Genomic DNA, 17,611 nt, shown 5'->3' with positions numbered 1-17,611 from the left:
GTGGGGGCCCGGGCTCAGCCCAGGGCGCCGCAGCCGCCGGCGCCGCACGCGCAGCCGGCGCACCCCGCGGGGCGGGCCGCTGCGGGCGGCTGCGCTGACAGGGTGCGCAGGTTGGCCGCGCCCACGAGGACGAACACCCCCAGCAGGCCGACGCCGAGCGCCGCGACCACCGCCGCGCCGTCGGCGGCGCGGGCCCAGGTGGTCATGACGCCGGTGACCGCGAGCAGCCCGGTGACCAGGCCCCACCACACCAGCGCGGCCTGGCCGCTGCGGCGCACCGCTCCACCGCGGTGCAGCAGCAGCAGTGCCCCGGTCAGCAGCCCGGCCGGGACGCCGGCCAGCAGCACCCAGCCGGCGAGACCGCCCGCTCCCAGGGCGACGACGACCGCGGCCAGCCCGGCCGCGACCAGGGCGGCACCGGGCCCGCGCGTCCCCGAGCGGGCGAGCAGCGCGCCCCGCCCGGCGACCAGCGCACCGACCACGCCCAGCAGCAGCCGCGGGCCGCCCTCCCAGAACACCGCGACGACCGCGACGACGAGCAGCGCCGCCCCGCCTGCCACCCACCGGGGCCACGCCCGGCGGGCCGCCTCCGGGGTCGTCTGCGCCGTCAACACCGCTCCCGCGTCCACCACGGGAGCCAGTGTCCCTCACCGCCGGCCGGCGGCCGCCCCGGCGCCGGGCGAGCTCCGCCACCCCCGCGCCGACCAGCGGCGGAGCCCGCGCTGTGCGACGCTGATCATTCCCACGGGGTGGGAATGGAGAGGAGCCGGCCATGAGCGATCGACGGACGACCGGGTCGGCCGCGGGGGCGGCCGACCGGGCGGGTAACAGCGACGCCCTCGAGCACCTGGCCCGGGTGGGCCTCATCGCGTACGGCGTGGTGCACATGTTGATCGCCTGGCTGGCGCTGCAGCTGGCCTGGGGCGGCGGTGGCCAGTCGGCCGACCAGTCCGGCGCGCTGGCCACGCTGTCCGAGCAGCCGCTGGGCAAGCCGCTGCTGTGGGTGCTCGCCATCGGGCTGATCGCCCTGGCCGTCTGGCAGCTCGCCGAGGTGCTGCGCTGGCGCAGCGGCCTGTCGGCGTCCGGCGACGCGCGGAAGAAGGCGGTCACCAAGATCGTCAAGTCGGTGGCGAAGGCGATCACGTACGCCGCGCTGGCCGTGCTGGCGATCCGCTTCGCGAGCGGTGGCGGGCAGTCCTCCTCGTCCTCGCAGCAGCAGCAGACCGCCGGCGTCTTCGGCTGGCCGGGCGGGCGGTGGCTGGTCGGCCTCATCGGGCTCGTCGTCATCGGGGTCGGCGTCTACCTCGTCTACAAGGGCGTGTCGAAGCGCTTCCTCAAGCAGATCGACCTCGCCGAGGCCCCGCCCCGCACCCGGGACCTCGTGGAGAAGCTCGGCCTGATCGGGTTCCCGGCCAAGGGCGTCGCACTCGCCCTGGTCGGTGGACTGCTGGTCTACGCCGCGATCACCTACGACCCGGCCAAGGCCAGCGGCCTGGACGGCGCCCTGCGCACCGTCCTCGAGGCACCGTTCGGCCGGGTGCTGCTGACGCTGGTCGCGCTCGGCATCGCCGCGTTCGGCGCCTTCTGCTTCGTCCGGGCCCGCTACCCCGAGCGCACCTGAGCCGAAGGCCGCACGATCGACGGCGTGCCGTCGCCCCGCTCGCTGCTGGACCGTGTGCACCGGGCGGTCGGGCACGCCCGGGAGGTCACCGACCACCCGGTGCTCGAGGCGGTCGCCCGCGTCGGCCTGGTCGCCTACGGCGTGGTGCACCTGCTCATCGGCTGGCTGGCCGCGCAGCTGGCCCGCGGGGCCGGCCGCACCGACGCCGACCAGACCGGGGCGCTGTCCACCGTGGCCGGCTCCCCCGGCGGGTCGGTGCTGCTCTGGCTGATCGGGCTGGGCCTGCTGGCGCTGGCGCTGTGGCAGGCCGGCGAGGTGCTGCTGTGGTGGCCCGGCCTGCTCGACCGTGCGCACCGCCGACGGACGGCGTTCGTCTGCGCCAAGTGCCTGGCCAAGGCCGCGGTCTACGCCGTCCTGGGCGGGACCGCGCTGCTGTTCGCCGTCGGTGCGGAGTACGAGGCCGACGAGCGGCTGCGCGAGCTGACCGGGGAGACGCTGGAGATCCCCGGCGGGGCGGCGCTGGTGGCCGGCGTCGCGGCCGGGGTGGTCGCCGTCGGCGCCTACAGCCTGGTGCGGGGGTTCACCGGCGGCTTCATGAAGGACATCGACCTGCCCGCCGCGCCCGACCGGTGGGAGCCGCTCATCCTCGCCGTGGGCCGGGTCGGCTACGCGGCCAAGGGGCTCGCGTTCGGCCTGGTCGGCGTGCTGCTGTGGCGGGCGGCGACCTCGGCCGACGTCTCCACCGCCACCGGCCTGGACGGCGCCATGACCGCGATCGCCGGGGTGCGGAGCGGGCCTTGGCTGCTCGGCGGCGTGGCGGCCGGGTTCGCCGCGTTCGGCCTGTACGCGCTGGCCCGCGCCCGCTACCCCGACCGCGACCCGTCGTCCTGAACCCCGCGGAAACCGACGCCGCGCTCCCCGGCGGTCTCCGCGGAAACCGACGCGGCGCTCCCCGGCGGTTTCCGCGGGAACCGACACGTCAGGTGCGGGGGCCGCCGGCGACGTAGATGACCTGGCCGGAGACGAACCCGGCGCCCTCGCTGACGAGGAACGAGACGGTGTGCGCGATGTCCTCGGGCCGGCCGGCGCGGTTGACCGGGATCGCCGCGGCGCGCTCGGCCTCGTACTCGGCCCAGTCGCGGCCGAGGCGGGCGGCGGTCGCCCGGGTCATCTCGGTGACGATGAAGCCCGGCGCGATCGCGTTCGCGGTGACGCCGAACTTCCCGAGCTCCACAGCGAGCGTCTTGGTGAACCCCTGCAGCCCGGCCTTGGCGGTCGAGTAGTTCGCCTGGCCGCGGTTGCCCAGCGCCGACGTGCTGGACAGGTTCACGATGCGGCCCCACCGGGCGTCGATCATGTGCTTCTGCGCCGCGCGGGTCATGAGGAACGAGCCGCGCAGGTGCACCCGCACGACCACGTCCCAGTCGTCGTCGGTCATCCTGAACAGCAGGTTGTCGCGGGTGACGCCGGCGTTGTTGACCAGGACCACCGGCGGGCCGAGCTCCGCGGCGATCCGGTCGACGGCGGCCTGCACCTGGGCGGCGTCGCTGACGTCGGCGCCGACGGCCAGCGCCGTCCCCCCGGCCACCTCGATCGCCTCCCGCGTGCCGGCGGCCGCCGCCTCCTCGAGGTCGAGGACGGCGACGGCGAAGCCGTCAGCGGCCAGCCGCTGGGCGGTGGCCGCGCCGATGCCGCGGGCGGCGCCGGTGACGATCGCGACGCGCGGGGAGGACGGCGCGCCCACTCACACCCGCTCGAAGAGCGCGGCGAGGCCCTGCCCGCCGCCGATGCACATCGTCTCCAGGCCGTAGCGGGCGTCCCGGCGGGCCATCTCGCGGGTGAGCGTGGCGAGGATGCGCCCGCCGGTCGCGCCCACGGGGTGGCCGAGGGAGATGCCCGAGCCGTTGACGTTCACCCGGTCGAAGTCCGACTCGGTCAGGTCCCACTCGCGGGCCACCGCGAGCACCTGGCTGGCGAACGCCTCGTTCAGCTCGATCAGGTCGACGTCCTTGAGCGCGACGCCGGCCAGGTCCAGCGCCTTGGCGGTCGCCGGGACCGGGCCGATGCCCATGGTCTTGGGCGGCACGCCACCGACGCCCCACGAGACCAGCCGCGCCAGCGGCCGCAGCCCCAGCTCGGCGGCCTTCTCCGGGGAGGTGACCACGCAGACCGCCGCGCCGTCGTTCTGCCCGCTGGCGTTGCCGGCGGTGACGGTGGCCTCGGGGTCGTCCTTGCCGAGGATGGGCCGCAGCTTGGCGAGGGTCTCGACGGTGGAGTCGGGGCGGATGTGCTCGTCGCGGTCGACGACGGTCTCGGCCTTCCGCGACCGCACGGTCACCGGGACGATCTCGTCGGCGAACCGGCCCTCGTCGGTGGCGGCGGCGGCCCGCTGGTGGCTGCGGACGGCGTACTCGTCCTGCTCCTCGCGGCTGATCTTGTAGTCGCGCCGGACGTTCTCCGCGGTCTCGAGCATGCCGCCGGGCACCGGGTGGTTCTGGCCGCCGGCGGTCACCCGGCCGCGGGCCAGGCCGTCGTTGAGCAGGACGCCGGGGCCGGCCTTGACCCCCCAGCGCATCGCGGTGGAGTAGAACGGCGCGTTGCTCATCGACTCCGCGCCACCGGCCAGGACGACGTCGGAGGAGCCGGACTGCACCTGCATCGCCGCGTAGATCACCGCCTGCAGGCCCGATCCGCAGCGCCGGTCGATCTGCAGCCCGGAGGCGGTGACCGGCAGGCCGGCGTCCAGCGCCGCCACCCGGCCGAGCGCCGGTGCGTCCATCGTGGGGTAGCAGTGGCCGAGCAGGACGTCGTCGACCGACTCCGGTGGCAGCCCGGTGCGTTCCATGACCGCGCGGATCACCGTGGCGGCCAGCTCCTGCACCGGTACGTCGCGCAGCGTGCCGCCGAATCCGCCCACCGGGGTCCGCAGGGGCTCGCAGATGACCGCATCTCGCACGGGGTCCTCCTCGTCAGTGCACCTCAGCGGTATGAGTGTGCCCCCGCCGGTCCGACCGGCGCGGGCAGGGCTCCCCTGCCCGGCTCCGCGGGTCAGGGAGCGCGGTGCGTCATCTGGCCGCGCACGAGCGCGACCACCGTCCCGTTCTCGTCCGTCACCCGAACGTCGTGCACCTCGCGGCGCCCGTCCCGGTGCACCCGGCGGCTGTCGGCGGCGAGCCGGCAGCCCTCCGGCGCGGGCCGGGAGAAGACGACGTCGGCCGCAGTGGTCATCGCGATCGCGCCGTCCGGACGGATCGAGGCGTAGGCCATGGCGGTGTCGGCGAGCAGGAAGGTGAGCCCGCCGTGGCTGACCCGGTGGCTGTTGACCATGTCCGCGCGCACGACCATCTCCACCCGGGCCGACCCGTCGGTGGTCGCGACGACGGCGATGCCCAGGGCGCGGACGGCCGGGTCGGCGTCGTAGATCGCGGCGACGACCCGCCGGCGCCGCTCCTCCTCGGCCCCCGGGGGCGGAGGGCCCGCCTCGCTCACCGCGCGGGCGGACGGCGGGACGGCGGCGGCACGCCCGCCACCGTGGCCCGCAGCCGCCCGCCGGTCAAGGCGGGCACCCGGGCCGCCGGTGCTGCCAGGATGGGCGCCCCGGACCCGGCGACCGGCCGACGAGGTGACATGAGCAGCGCCTATCCGCGCCCCGCGCCGCACCCGCCCGCCGAGTACCCCTCGACGCCGGCGGGCGCGGCGCCGCTGCCGGTGGTGGTCGTCGGCGGGGGCCCGGTCGGACTGGCCGGCGCCCTCGGGCTGGCCCGCCGCGGGGTCGACGTCACCGTCCTCGAGGCCGGGCTGTCCGCGTCGTTCGGCAGCCGGGCGATCTGCCTGTCCCGGCACAGCCTGGAGGTCCTGGCCCGCCTGGGCGTCGGGGACGCCGTGCAGCGGACGGCGCTGGCCTGGACCGGCGGGCGCAGCTTCGCCGGGGCCGGGGAGGTGCTGTCCTTCCGGATGCCGCACGGGGCCGCCGACGTCCGGCCGCCGATGGTCAACATCTCCCAGTCGGAGGTGGAGGAGGTCCTCGCGGGCGCGCTGGACGGGGCACCCACCGCGCGGGTCCGGTGGGGGTCGCGGGTGACCGGCGTCCGGCCGGGCGCGGACGCCGTGGAGCTCGACGTCGAGACGCCGGCCGGGCCGCGGGTGCTGCGGGCCTCCTGGGTGGTGGCGGCCGACGGCGCCCGCAGCCGGGTGCGCGAGGCGCTGGGACTGCCGCTGGCCGGTACGAGCTACGAGGGCCGGTACGTCATCGCCGACATCCACTGGCCCACCGACCGCCCGGCGGAGCGGCTGGTGTGGTTCGACCCGCCGAGCAACCCCGGCTCGACGATCATCATGCACCGCCAGCCCGGCGACATCTGGCGGGTCGACTACCAGCTCGCCCCCGGCGAGGACGCCGACGTCGAGGTCGGAGAGGACCGTGTGCGGGCCCGGATCGCCCGGCACCTGGACTGGCTGGGCTCCGACGTCCCCTGGACCCTCGAGTGGCGCAGCCTCTACCGGGCGCACGCGCTGTCCCTGGACGACTACGTGCACGGGCGGGTGCTGTTCGCCGGCGACGCCGCGCACCTGGTGCCGATCTTCGGTGTCCGCGGGCTCAACTCCGGCATCGAGGACGCCGAGACCCTCGCCTGGCAGCTCGCCGCCGTCGTACACGGGACCGCATCCCCCGCGCTGCTGCGCGCCTACGCCACCGAGCGCCGCTCGGCCTGGCAGCAGAACGTCGCCGCGGCGGGCAAGAGCACGCGGATCATGACGCCCGGCTCGCCCGGCTGGACCGCCACGCGGGACGCCGTCCTGGCTCTGGCCGCGACCCGTCCCCGCTTCCGGGAACTGCTCGACCCCCGCCAGTCCAGCGCGACCCACGCCCGGACCTCGCCGCTCACCTGGCCCGCGTCCGGTGCCGCCCCGCACCCCGGTGACCCGCTGGCCGACCGGGCCGCTCGGGTGCGCACGGCCGCGGGCCCGCGCTCCTCGTCGCTGGACGCCGAGCGGGGCACCGGCTTCGCCGTCGTCGGCGTCGGCGTCGCGGCGGCGGAGCTCGCGGCCGGCGTGGACCGGCTGGCCGGGGAGCTCGCACCGGAGCCGGTGCGGGCACTGCTCGTGGGCCCGCCGGACGGGCCGGTGCCCGGCGGCGGGATCGTGCTCGAGGACCCCGACGGCGCCGTGGCGGGCGCGTTCGGGGCGGAGCCGGGCGAGGTGGTCGTCGTCCGCCCGGACGGGCTGCTGCTGTGCCGGCTGCCCGGGCCGGCCGGGCTCGCCGACGGCGCGGCCGCGGTGCGCGCGGGGCGCGCGCCGGCCGGGACCCGGCCGGTCCGGGAGCCGGACCGCCCGGCCGAGACGGACCTGGAGACCGCGTGGCGGGTGCTCAGCGAGGGGCTGGACCGCGCGTCCGCGGACGGGCGGGAGGCCTTCCTCACCCGGCTGGCGCTGCTGCTGGCCGACACCGTCCCGGCCGCGGTGCTGGCCCGGGCCGTCGAGCAGGCGCAGCACGACGACGGCCGGTCCCCCCGCGGATGACGGGGGAACCGGCCGCCGAATGAGCTCGGCTCAGCTCAGCCGAGGTCCTCCACCTCGTAGCAGGGGCCGCTGAACTCGTAGGCCTCCGCGGTCGGCCCGGTGTACGCGTCCTCGACCAGGGTGATCCCGGTCGGGGCGCTCGGGTCGACGTTGCTGATGTAGGTCGCCCGCGAGGCCACCTCGTTCGGCCCACCGGCGTAGTTGCCCGAGCCCTCGGGGAGCAGCCCCTCGTAGTCGACCTCCTCCAGGTTCTCGGCCGCCTCCCGGACACCGGCGCGGGTCAGGTCGCCGGCCTCCGCGGCGGCCTCGAGCGCCGCCCGGAGCGGGTAGGACCAGAACCAGCCCTGCAGGTAGCCCTCGTTGGGCGAGACGTCCCCGATGGCCTCGATCGCCGCCCGGTGGGCCTCGGTGTCACCGCCCCACGGCGCCCACGGGCCGAGCGCCTGGTAGGACGCCTGCAGCGCCGGCCCGGCCGGCGAGGCACCCAGCGCGACGTTCCACGCCGGCGACGAGCCGAGGAACCGGCCCTGGAAGCCTCCGGCGACGGCCTGGCCGACGATGGCCGCGGTGTCCGTCGGCCCCACCGTCAGCAGGACGACGTCGGGCTGCTGGTCGCGGATCGCGGCGATCGCGGCGGCCTGGTTGTCCGGGCCCGCGGTCGTCTCGACGTTGGCGAACTGCAGTCCGTTGGCGTCCGCGGCCACCTTGGCGCCGGCCGCGCCGTCCTCGCCGTAGTCACCGGCGTAGTGGATCGCCATCACCGACTGCGCCTGGTAGGTCTCGACCGCGTAGTCGATGCCGTTCATCGCCTCGGCGCAGTAGGTCGCCCCGCTCTCCAGGATCACGTCCTGGAACAGGTACAGCGAGGTCCACCCGGCGGGTGCGGCCACGATGTCCTCGGCGTCGAGGTCCTCGACGATGGAGGCGGTGGGCGGCGAGCCGAGGGTCTGCGCCAGCGCCAGGACCTCCGGCTTGATCTCCTGGTAGACCTGGTTGGTCACCTGCGGGTTGTACTGGTTGTCCCGGACGTAGGTGGCGACGTCGACGTCGTAGCCGCCGATGCCACCTTCCTCGTTGACCCGGGCCCAGAACGCCGCCTGGCCCTCGGTGATGGCCGGGCCGAGCGCGGCGAACGGCCCCACCGTGAGGTCGGACAGGGTGCCCAGGTAGATGCAGCCGTTGTCGGCGTTGACGGCGTCCGGGCAGGGCTCGCTGGTGACGCCGACGTCGGTGGCGACGCCGCCGTCGCCACCTCCACCGTCGCCCGGGTCCTCACCGCCGCCGCGACAGCCTGCGGCGAGGACGGCGAGGCCGGCCATCGAGGCGGCGGCCAGTCTGCGGCGCTGGAGGCCAGTCCTCCGGCGCGGGGTGTTCCTCATGGTGCTCCCTTCTGCCGGCACCGGCGCCGGTCGGTGTGCCCTGCGGGCGGCTCTGCCCGCGGGAGTCTGCGTGGCGGCCCCGTCCGGAGGCTCGCCCCGAGCGTGCGAGGGGTGAGGGGGGCGGGGTCCTTTCAGTAGCTGAAGGGCCAGGCCTTCCAGTAGTTGCGTGCGCGTATCCAGATCCCGAACAGCCCCCGGGGCTCGAAGATCAGGAACAGCACGATCAGCAGGCCGTAGAGCAACGTCTCCACCTGGAAGACGTTGGGGAACTCGGTCGCCGAGGAGGAGAGGAACGGCAGGTAGGCCGGCAGCTCCCGGGTCAGCCGCGGCAGCAGCGCGATGAAGAAGGCGCCCATGATCGAGCCGGAGATCGTGCCGGCTCCCCCGATGAGCACCATCGCGATGAACTGGACGCTGAGCAGCAGGCCGAACGAGCCCGGGTCGATGAACCCGGTGATCGAGTAGAGCAGCGCCCCGGCGCAGCCCCCGTAGAAGCCGGAGATGACGAACGCGCGCCGCTTGGCCCGCCGGACGTCGACCCCGGTGATCTCCGCCGCGATGTCCCGGTCGCGGACGGCGGCGAAGCTGCGCCCCACCGCCGAGCGCGCGATGTTCCGCCCGACGAGGGCGAAGACCATCAGCAGCACGATCATCAGCCAGTACATCTGCTGGTCGGCGGAGAACGACTCGGTGCGCCGGGACAGGTCGACCCCGAGCACCGGGTCGGCCGCCGGCCGGCCCACGCCCGCGCCGCCGGTGACCGCGTCCCACTCGCGGAACACGTGCTCCCCGAGGAACACCAGCCCGAGGGTCACGATCGCCAGGTAGAGGCCGCGCAGCCGGCTGGCCAGCGGGGAGACGATCAGCCCGAGCAGCGCCGCCACGGCCCCCGCCGACAGCAGCCAGACCGGCAGCAGGGTGATGCCGAACCCCACCAGCCGGTCGTCCTCCGGGTCCCCGGAGAGGACGGCCGCGGTGTAGGCCCCGACGCCGAGGAAGAAGGCGTGTCCGAGGGAGACCTGCCCGGCGTAGCCGGTGACCAGGTTCAGCCCGATCGCGCCGATCGCCAGGACCGCGCCGGTGGCCAGCAGCCGGAGCAGGTCGTCCTGCAGCAGGAACGGCATCAGCAGCGCGACGACGACCAGCAGCCCGATCCCGATCCGCTTGCCCCGGGTGTTGAGCAGCGCGAGGTCCTGCGCGTAGTCGGTGTACAGCGCCGGGCGGCCGCGGGGTCGCCGTCCGCGGGCTCGCGCCGGCTCGGGGACGGAGGCCTCGGCGCGCCGTTCGGTGGCGGTCACGAGTCCTCCTCGCCGGCGCTCGTCGGCCTCGTGCCGCGCGGTGCCGTGTCCACTGGTGACCTCGCGAGCCCGGTCACACCCGCTCCACTTCTCGGGTGCCGAAGATCCCGTAGGGCCGCACGAGCAGCACCACCAGGAGGAGCACGTACGGGGAGACCAGGGAGAAGTTCGGGCCCAGCCAGGGGGCGAACTCGTCCTGGTACGTGGCCACGAGCGCCTCGACGACGCCGACGGCGAGCCCGCCGACCACCGCGCCGGCGATGGAGTCCAGGCCGCCGATGATGATCGCCGGCAACGCCTTGAGGGCGATGACCCAGGTCGACTGGTCCACCCCGCCGCCGGTGCCGATGAACGCCCCCGCGACCGCGGCCAGCGCCCCGGCCATCGCCCAGGACATCGCCATGACCCCGCCGACGGAGACGCCCTGGACCAGGGCGACCTCCTGGTCCAGCGACGCCGCGCGCATCGCCAGCCCGTAGCGGCTGTACCGGAAGAAGGCGTACAGCGCGGCCGAGACGACCACCAGGACGATCACCATCGCGATGTAGCGCTCCTGGATCGGCAGCCCCAGCACCTCGACCGTGGACAGCCCCCAGGGGTCGCCGACGTTGCGGACGTCGCGGCCGATGAACTGGTTGACGACCACCCGGATCACGACGTCCAGGCCGAGGGTGATGATCGCGACGACGAACACCGGCCGGCCGATCATCGGGCGGATCGTCGTCCGCTCCAGGCCGACGGCGAGCGTGGCGATGCCGACGGCGGCCAGCGGGACGGCGAGGTAGAAGCCCACCGGTCCGGCCAGGTAGCTCACCAGCACCGCGCCGGCCAGCATCAGCGCCGGCTGGGCGAAGCTGATCACCTTCGAGGCCTTGTAGATGATCACGAAGCTCATCCCGAGCATCGCGTAGAGCGAGCCGAAGGCCAGCCCGCGGATGAGGGTGAGGAGCAGGTCCCTCACCGGGCGCCCCGGTACATCGAGTCGACCAGGCCGGAGAAGCGCTCGGCCATGGCCGCGCGCCGGACCTTCTGGGTGGCGGTCAGCTCGCCGTCCTCGTGGTCGAGCATCTTCGGCAGGAGCCGGAAGGCCTTCACCTGCTCGACGGTGGCCAGCCGGCTGTTGACGTCGGTGACGATGCCCTGCACCAGCTCCAGGACCTCCTTCTTCTCGGTGAGGTCGCGGTAGGTGGTGAACGGGATGCGCTGCTGCTGCGCCCAGTCGCCGACCGTGTCAGGCTCGATGCCGATGAGCGCCGTCAGGTACGGACGGCGGTCGCCGATCAGCACCGCCTCCTTGACGTACGGGCTGACCTTGAGCGCGTTCTCGATCTCCGACGGGGCGATGTTCTTGCCGCCTGCGGTGATCATGATGTCCTTCATGCGGTCGGTGATCCGCAGGAACCCGTCGTCGTCGAGGGTGCCGACGTCGCCGGTGTGCAGCCAGCCGTCGGCGTCGACGGCCTCGGCGGTGGCGTCGGGCCGGTTCCAGTAGCCGGCGAAGGTGGCCGGCCCGCGGGTGAGGATCTCGCCGGTCCGCTCGTCGACCCGGAGCTCGACCGAGTCGTGCGCGACGCCGACGGTGCCCAGTCGCCAGGTGCCGGGCCGGTTCGCGGTGGCCGAGGCGGTGTTCTCGGTCATCCCGTAGACCTCGTAGACCGGCACGCCGAGGCCGAGGAAGAACTGCAGCACGTCGAGCGACACCGGTGCCGCCCCGCAGCCGGCCCACCGGACCCGCCGCAGCCCCAGCCGCTCGCGCAGCGCCCGGACGACGAGCACCCAGGCCAGCCCGTACCGCACCCGGGACCCGGCGGTGTGCCGGCCGCCGGTGCGGGCGAGGGTCTCCCCCACCTGCGCGGCGAGCTTCATCCCGACCCGGCCGATCGCGCCCTTCATCGGGCTGGCCGCGGCCTGCCGGACCTGGACGGTGGCCAGCAGCTTCTCCCAGATCCGCGGGACGGCGAAGAAGAAGGTCGGCTGGATCTCGCGCAGGTTGGCCGGCACGGTGTCGATCGACTCGGCGAAGTTGACCTGGATGCCGGTCGCGGCGTTGTTCCAGGTGGTGAAGATCCGCTCGGCGACGTGGCACAGCGGCAGGTAGGACAGCGCCAGGTCCCGCGCCCCGGCCGGCGGGTCGAGCAGGCCGCCGGCACCGGTGAGCGCGCCGATGGTCGCCTCCACGTTGGCCACGGTGAGCATCGCGCCCTTGGGCAGACCGGTCGTCCCGGACGTGTAGATCAGCGTCATGAGGTCGCCGGGCCGGGTGGCGGCCATCGCCTCCTCGACCGCCCCCGGGTGCGCCGCCCGGTGCTCGCGGCCGCGGGCGCGGAACTCCGCCCAGTGCAGCAGCCGCGGGTCGCGGTAGCGGCCCCGGATGCCGCGCGGCTCGACGTAGACGATGGACCGCAGCTCCGGCGTCCGGTCGCCGACCTCCAGTGCCTTGTCCAGCTGCTCCTGGTCCTCCGCGAGCAGCACCACCGCGCCGGAGTCGGCGAGCACGTGCACCACCTCGGCGGCGGGGTTGGTCGGGTAGAGCCCGACGGTCACCGCACCGATCGCCACCGCGCCGAGGTCGGTGGTCAGCCACTCCCGGCGGTTCTCCGACTGGATGGCCACCCGGTCGCCGCGCCGGACGCCGAGCGCGAGCAGCGCGTGCGCGACGTCCTGGACCTCGTCCCAGTACTCCGCCCAGCTGGTCTCCCGCCACAGGCCGAGCTCCTTGGAGCGCATCGCGACGGCGGTCGGGGTGGCGGCGGCCCGGTCTCGCACCCGCGTGACGATCGTGGTGGTGGTCGCCGGGGCGGCGCCGGTGGGGCGCTCGACCGTCGCCGTCATGGGGTGCCTCCGCTCGTGGGGGCGGCCTGGCTGCGGCGGCCGCCGGTGGCGTGGTCCTCACCGAGGTAGGCCTTGATGACGTCGGGGTTCTCCTGCACCTGCGCCGGGGTGCCGGTGGTGATCGGGACGCCGAAGTCGACGACCATCACCCGGTCGGCGAGGTCCATGACCAGGCCCATGTCGTGCTCCACCATGATCAGCGGGACCTGCAGCTCGTCGCGGATGTCGAGGATGAAGCGCGCCATGTCCTCGGTCTCCTCGAGGTTCATGCCGGCCACCGGCTCGTCGAGCAGCAGCAGCCGCGGACCCATCGCCAGCGCGCGGCCGAGCTCCACCCGCTTCTGGATGCCGTAGGGCAGCAGGCCGACCGGGGAGCCGCGGAAGGCGGCCAGCTCGAGGAAGTCGACGATCTCCTCGACGGCGGCGCGGTCGACCAGCTCGCTGCGGCGGGCCCGGCCGAACCAGACGGCGGCCGAGAGCATCCCGTACCGCACCCGGTGCGCCCGGCCGAGCATGAGGTTGTCGATCACCGTGAGGTTCTCGAACAGCTCGATGTTCTGGAACGTGCGGGCCATGCCCCGGGCGGCGATGTCGTGCGGCGCCCGGCCCAGCACGTCCTCGCCGAGGAACCGGACGGTGCCCTGCTGCGGCCGGTAGACGCCGGAGAGCACGTTGAAGATCGACGTCTTCCCCGCGCCGTTGGGGCCGATGATCGCGAAGAGCTCCTGCGCGCCGACGGCGAACGAGACGCCGTTGATCGCGGTGACGCCCTTGAACTTCAGCGTGACGTCGGTGACCTCGACGACCGGCGCCTGCTCGCTCACCGAGTCGTCGGGTTCGACCTGCTCGCTCACGAGAGCCACCTCTTCCGACGCCGGTAGTGCTTGACGTCGCGGAACGACCGCTCGCTGCCCTCGGCGCCCAGGCCCAGGTAGAACTCGCGGATGTCGTCGTCGGCGAGCAGGTCGGCGGCGGGCTTGTCCATCACCACCCGCCCGGTCTCCAGCACGTAGCCGTGGTCGGCGATCGACAGCGCCATCGAGGCGTTCTGCTCGACCAGCAGCACGGTCGTGCCCTGCTCGTTGATCGCCGCGATCAGGTTCCGGATCGAGCCGACCAGTTGCGGCGCGAGCCCCAGGCTGGGTTCGTCGAGCAGCAGGTAGCGCGGGTTGCTCATCAGCGCCCGGCCCATCGCGAGCATCTGCTGCTCGCCGCCGGAGAGGTAGCCGGCCGCCTGGGTGCGCCGCTCGAGCAGCCGGGGGAAGAGGTCGAAGACCCGTTCCAGGTTGGCCACCCGGTCCTTGGACTTGGTGTGGGCTCCGACCCGCAGGTTCTCCTCGACGGTGAACTCCCCGAACACCCGGCGGCCCTCGAGCACCTGGCTGATGCCCCGGGCGACGATCTGCTGGGGGTCGAGGTGGTCGATCCGCTCGCCGTCCAGCGCGATCTGACCCCGGGTGACCTCGCCGTGGTGGATGTCCAGCAGCCCCGACAGGGCGCGCAGCAGCGTGGTCTTGCCCGCGCCGTTGGCGCCGAGCAGGCCGACGATCTGCCCCTCGGGCACCTCGAGACTCACGCCGCGCAACACCAGGACGACGTCGTCATAGACGACCTCGAGGTTGCTGACTGCGAGCACGACCACCTCCCCGCCGCCGGACCGTTGCCTGGACCAACCGGTTGTGACGTGGGTCACAGACGTCGGTTGAGCGGCGACAGTAGGTGCCCGGTCAGCGGACGGGAAGCATCGTGCGAGTGACCGCGTGCAATTCGTTACGGGGTCGTTATCGACGCGGCACGCACCGTGCTGCACGCGGGGTGGAGCACGTCGCCGGCGGTCGGCGCACGTAGGGGGACGTCGCGAACGACGAGGTGAACGCCGAGGTCAGGCGGCGCTGCCGGCTCCCGGCTCGACCTGCTCCACGGCGAGGAGTTCCCACAGACCGGTGATCTGCAGGGGCCGGATCACAGCCCGGCCGGAGGCGAGGACGCGCAGCCGGAGGCCGGCGTCGGTCATCGTGCGGTGGGCGCCGGCGAGCACGCACAGCCCCGCGGAGTCGAGGAAGGTGACGCCGTCGAGGTCGATGACGAGCTCGCGCACGCCGCCGTCGAGGACGTCGTCGACGGCCAGGCGGAGGGCCGGCGCGGAACTGGAGTCGATCTCACCGACGACGGTCAGGCGGACGCTGGACGCGGTGTGGGCCACCGTGATCGACACGAGTTCGTCGGTCGGGGTGATGGAGGTAGCGGTCACGGAAAGCGCCTCTCGGGAGAGAGGACTCGATCGAGCTCCGGCCCCGGGGGCCGAGCTGCGGAACGGAGTCCGGCACGAGTGCGACGGCTGACTGTTGAACCGCTTGCCCCGACCGTAGGGACCGCTGCCCGCGGAAGCAAGGGCCGGACGGCCCTGGCCTCGCCTCCGAGCACTCCGCGGGCAGGGATACTGGGGGTGTGTCGAGCCGGTTGATGGTGTGGGGCGGGGTCTGGGTCGTCGCGACGGCGCTGGCCTTCCTGCTCCTCGACCCGATCCTCGCCGCGTTCGTCGCCATCCTCGGCCTGTGCCTCTGGGTCGTCGCCGTGCTCGCCGGCAACTGGGACCAGCACCCCTCCTTCGAGGAGCGGGAGCTCGCCCGAGCCCGCCGGCGCGCCGCGCAGCGGGAGAAGAACAAGGACGCCCGGGAGCGCGACCGCGCCAGGTGGGAGGCTCACCAGCAGCGCAAGGCCGGCCGCTCCGGCCGCTGACCGCGCGGACCGTCACGGCGGTCCCCAGGGGCGGTTTCCGGGGAGAGCGTTGCGGCGGTCCCCGCGGGGGAGCATCGTCGCGGTCACCGCGGGGACCGACGGTGGGAAAACCCGTCGACGGCGCGACGGCGGCGTCCTACCGTTCTCCCATGCGGTCCTGATCTCCCCCCGAGCGACACGCACCGCGGGTCGAGCCCTGCTCCCCGCCGTCCCGCCCGCCGTGCGCGGGCGCATCCAGTCCCTGTACGTGGTGGCGCTCCGCGCGCCGCCCCGCCTCCACCGGAGGTCTGCCTTGTCACGTCCCCACCGCCCCGTCGACGGCGCGGCCGCCACCGCCCGCGCCGAGCTGCCCGAGGAGGAGGCCGCGGCCTTCGACCGCCTGGTGCACGCCGTGCTCGCCAAGCCCGGCGCCGCGCTCGGTGCCGCGCTGCGGTCCTCCCTGCCCGGCACGGCCGGCATCCGCTGGCTGCGCCAGGAGGGCCTGCCCCCGACCACGCGGGCCGGCGCACTGACCGCCGCGCAGTGGCTGTCGCTGCACCGCTGCTGGACCAGCACCCAGCACGCGCCGACGGCCGGCGCACCGGCCGGCGGGCGCGGCGGGCGACCGTCGTCCGCGCACGGCCACGCGCCGGGCGCCATGCCGATCCCGCGCTGGTACTAGAAGGACCCCCTGCCCCCCACCGCTCGCCCGCTCGCGGCGGGCCCCTGCAGGGGGCCACCGGAGTGAGAACCCCTGCCCCCCACCGCTCGCACGCTGGCGGCGGGCCCTGCAGGGGGCCGGGATCGCCGAGACCCGCTACCGAGGGACGCGCCGCCGGTCGGTCCGCCGACCGGCGGCGTGCTCGGCGGCGGGCCCGACCCGGACTTTCCGCGTCAGGGCGTGACGCCGTCCTCGGCGGCGAGCGCGTCGGCGCGGTGCGGTTCGGCGAAGGCCTCGGCCAGCGCCTGGCGCAGCGGCCACGCCCCGGCCCGCCAGGCGAGCGCCCGGCCCAGCGCGGCCGGCGTCCCGTCGACGTGGTCGACGCCCTCCCCCGGCCACCACGGCACCGTCGCGCCGCCCGCCCGCAGGGGTTCGTGCACGGCCACCTCCCCGACCAGCCGGCCGGCGCCGAGCCGGGCCGCGGCCAGCGCCGCCCCCGGCACGTCGGCCCAGGCCAGCTGCCGCGCCGGCCGGCTCTCCACCGTCGCAGGCACCACCTCGCCGGCGAGCGGGAGGTCGAGCAGGTCGGCCACCGCGCCGGGTGCGCCGCCGGCCGGCACGAGCGCCCGTCCGGCCAGTGGCTGCAACCACGGCGCGTCGAGGACGACGGCGGCCTCGGCCGGCACGACGCGGTCCGGCGCCACGCGCACCCGCTCCGGTGGTTCGACGTCCACCCCGTCCAGCGCCTCGGCGAGCCGCGCGTACACGGTCCGCAGCACCGTCGGGGGCACGGTCCGCCGCGGGTCGCCGAGCCGGTCCAGCAGGTCCAGCGCGCCGTCGACGTCGGCCAGCACGTCGGCCACGGTCGCCGGCGGGCGGAGCAGGGCCAGCAGGTCCGGCTCGGCGTGCGCCGGTTCGTACAGTCCCTGTAGCTCCGCGCCGTCCGGGTGCCGGAGCCGGTCGGGACGGCGTCCGTCGAGCACCGGGTGGGTGGCCAGCCACCACCGCAGGTAGCCGGGCACCCTCACCCCGTCGAGGACGACGTCCGCCCACGCCTCCGCCGGCAGCGTGGCCAGCAGCGGCAGCGCCCGCGCCCAGTCGGCGACCAGCTCGAGGTCCCGGACGGCGGTCAGCCGGGGCCAGCGGGGCGGCGGCGCGCCGGCCGGCAGCCGGTCGAGGACCGCGTCCGCCCAGTCCTCGGCGCGGTCGACGTCGAGGTCGTCGGGGTCCTCGGCCCAGGCCAGGGCGAAGCCGTCGAGGACGCCGACCGCGCGGAGGACGGCGGGATCGGCGTCGAGCGCGGCACCCAGCGTGCCGAGCGCGCCCTCCTCGATCGCCGCGGCGAACGGCGACCCGGGCAGCACCAGCTCGCCCGCCGGCGCCCAGCCCCCGTCGGCGTCGGGCAGCGCCAGCTCGGCCAGCCACGGCAGCTCCCCCGGTGCGGTGCCGGCCGCGGCGACCAGCGCGAGCACCGCCCCGGCGAGCGCGGCGGGGTCGGCGCCGTCGTCCCAGCCGTCGTCCACGGCGTCCATCGGGGTCTCGACCGCCGCCCGCACCGCCGGGTCGGCGACCGCGGCCAAGT

Annotated in this window: 16 protein-coding genes and 1 pseudogene; 5 read left to right on the top strand and 12 right to left on the bottom strand. The window is 75.1% G+C overall.

What is annotated here, in order from left to right; genetic code table 11:
* Nucleotides 1–14: 14 nt before the first annotated feature.
* Nucleotides 15–632 (bottom strand): hypothetical protein, encoded by a 618-nt coding sequence (locus MY520_RS24255; protein WP_436695251.1) that lies wholly within the window; start codon nucleotides 630–632, stop codon nucleotides 15–17.
* 140 nt (nucleotides 633–772) lie between these two features.
* Between MY520_RS24255 and MY520_RS24250 the strand changes: the two genes are divergently transcribed.
* Nucleotides 773–1,621, top strand: coding sequence for a DUF1206 domain-containing protein (locus tag MY520_RS24250; protein ID WP_436695250.1), 849 nt, complete (start codon nucleotides 773–775; stop codon nucleotides 1,619–1,621).
* A gap of 24 nt (nucleotides 1,622–1,645) precedes the next feature.
* A complete protein-coding gene (locus tag MY520_RS24245) occupies nucleotides 1,646–2,512 on the top strand; it encodes a DUF1206 domain-containing protein (protein ID WP_436695249.1) in 867 nt (288 codons plus the stop codon).
* Nucleotides 2,513–2,600: 88 nt separating this feature from the next.
* Here MY520_RS24245 and fabG read toward each other — a convergent pair whose 3' ends face one another.
* From fabG to MY520_RS24230, 3 genes are all read right to left on the bottom strand, one after another.
* A complete protein-coding gene (gene fabG / locus MY520_RS24240) occupies nucleotides 2,601–3,365 on the bottom strand; it encodes a 3-oxoacyl-ACP reductase FabG (RefSeq protein WP_436695248.1) in 765 nt (254 codons plus the stop codon).
* Complete coding sequence (locus tag MY520_RS24235) at nucleotides 3,366–4,577, bottom strand: acetyl-CoA C-acetyltransferase (protein ID WP_436695247.1); 1,212 nt, start codon at nucleotides 4,575–4,577, stop codon at nucleotides 3,366–3,368.
* Nucleotides 4,578–4,669: 92 nt separating this feature from the next.
* Complete coding sequence (locus MY520_RS24230) at nucleotides 4,670–5,110, bottom strand: PaaI family thioesterase (protein WP_436695246.1); 441 nt, start codon at nucleotides 5,108–5,110, stop codon at nucleotides 4,670–4,672.
* 138 nt (nucleotides 5,111–5,248) lie between these two features.
* Between MY520_RS24230 and MY520_RS24225 the strand changes: the two genes are divergently transcribed.
* Complete coding sequence (locus MY520_RS24225; RefSeq protein WP_436695245.1) at nucleotides 5,249–7,141, top strand: FAD-dependent monooxygenase; 1,893 nt, start codon at nucleotides 5,249–5,251, stop codon at nucleotides 7,139–7,141.
* A gap of 35 nt (nucleotides 7,142–7,176) precedes the next feature.
* Here the strand turns inward: MY520_RS24225 and MY520_RS24220 are convergent, their stop codons facing one another.
* The 7 genes from MY520_RS24220 to MY520_RS24190 all read right to left on the bottom strand — a co-directional run bounded on the left by MY520_RS24220 (nucleotide 7,177) and on the right by MY520_RS24190 (nucleotide 14,901).
* Nucleotides 7,177–8,520, bottom strand: coding sequence for an ABC transporter substrate-binding protein (locus MY520_RS24220; protein ID WP_436695244.1), 1,344 nt, complete (start codon nucleotides 8,518–8,520; stop codon nucleotides 7,177–7,179).
* 131 nt (nucleotides 8,521–8,651) lie between these two features.
* Entirely contained in the window at nucleotides 8,652–9,818 is a 1,167-nt protein-coding gene (locus MY520_RS24215) for a branched-chain amino acid ABC transporter permease (RefSeq protein ID WP_436695243.1), read from the bottom strand.
* 73 nt (nucleotides 9,819–9,891) lie between these two features.
* Entirely contained in the window at nucleotides 9,892–10,779 is an 888-nt protein-coding gene (locus tag MY520_RS24210) for a branched-chain amino acid ABC transporter permease (protein WP_436695242.1), read from the bottom strand.
* Nucleotides 10,776–12,650 carry an AMP-dependent synthetase/ligase gene (locus MY520_RS24205; RefSeq protein ID WP_436695241.1) on the bottom strand — a complete coding sequence of 625 codons (1,875 nt, stop codon included), beginning with the start codon at nucleotides 12,648–12,650 and terminating at the stop codon, nucleotides 10,776–10,778. Before MY520_RS24205 ends, MY520_RS24210 begins: the two co-directional genes overlap by 4 nt.
* Nucleotides 12,647–13,504 carry an ABC transporter ATP-binding protein gene (locus MY520_RS24200; RefSeq protein WP_436695240.1) on the bottom strand — a complete coding sequence of 286 codons (858 nt, stop codon included), beginning with the start codon at nucleotides 13,502–13,504 and terminating at the stop codon, nucleotides 12,647–12,649. Before MY520_RS24200 ends, MY520_RS24205 begins: the two co-directional genes overlap by 4 nt.
* Entirely contained in the window at nucleotides 13,501–14,286 is a 786-nt protein-coding gene (locus MY520_RS24195; protein WP_436695239.1) for an ABC transporter ATP-binding protein, read from the bottom strand. Before MY520_RS24195 ends, MY520_RS24200 begins: the two co-directional genes overlap by 4 nt.
* A gap of 246 nt (nucleotides 14,287–14,532) precedes the next feature.
* Nucleotides 14,533–14,901 carry an STAS domain-containing protein gene (locus MY520_RS24190; RefSeq protein ID WP_436695238.1) on the bottom strand — a complete coding sequence of 123 codons (369 nt, stop codon included), beginning with the start codon at nucleotides 14,899–14,901 and terminating at the stop codon, nucleotides 14,533–14,535.
* Between the two features lie 197 nt (nucleotides 14,902–15,098).
* Between MY520_RS24190 and MY520_RS24185 the strand changes: the two genes are divergently transcribed.
* Both MY520_RS24185 and MY520_RS24180 read left to right on the top strand, forming a co-directional pair.
* On the top strand, nucleotides 15,099–15,389 hold the full coding sequence (locus tag MY520_RS24185; protein ID WP_436695237.1) for a hypothetical protein: 291 nt from the start codon (nucleotides 15,099–15,101) through the stop codon (nucleotides 15,387–15,389).
* A 292-nt stretch (nucleotides 15,390–15,681) separates the two neighbouring features.
* Nucleotides 15,682–16,050, top strand: coding sequence for a hypothetical protein (locus tag MY520_RS24180; protein WP_436695236.1), 369 nt, complete (start codon nucleotides 15,682–15,684; stop codon nucleotides 16,048–16,050).
* Between the two features lie 212 nt (nucleotides 16,051–16,262).
* Here MY520_RS24180 and MY520_RS24175 read toward each other — a convergent pair.
* A pseudogene (locus MY520_RS24175) lies at nucleotides 16,263–17,611 on the bottom strand (sacsin N-terminal ATP-binding-like domain-containing protein); the annotation flags it as partial.

It is taken from the genome of Geodermatophilus sp. CPCC 205506, from assembly GCF_051383635.1.
GTDB lineage: Bacteria > Actinomycetota > Actinomycetes > Mycobacteriales > Geodermatophilaceae > Geodermatophilus.
Note: the sequence above shows the minus strand (reverse complement) of the source record. Positions and strands in the feature narration are given on the sequence as shown.

Bases quoted from the DNA above. Each gene is read 5' to 3' on its own strand.
- MY520_RS24250 (WP_436695250.1), top strand. From the start codon at position 773: ATGAGCGATCGACGGACGACCGGGTCGGCCGCGGGGGCGGCCGACCGG.
- MY520_RS24225 (WP_436695245.1), top strand. From the start codon at position 5,249: ATGAGCAGCGCCTATCCGCGCCCCGCGCCGCACCCGCCCGCCGAGTAC.
- MY520_RS24220 (WP_436695244.1), bottom strand. From the start codon at position 8,520: ATGAGGAACACCCCGCGCCGGAGGACTGGCCTCCAGCGCCGCAGACTG.
- MY520_RS24205 (WP_436695241.1), bottom strand. From the start codon at position 12,650: ATGACGGCGACGGTCGAGCGCCCCACCGGCGCCGCCCCGGCGACCACC.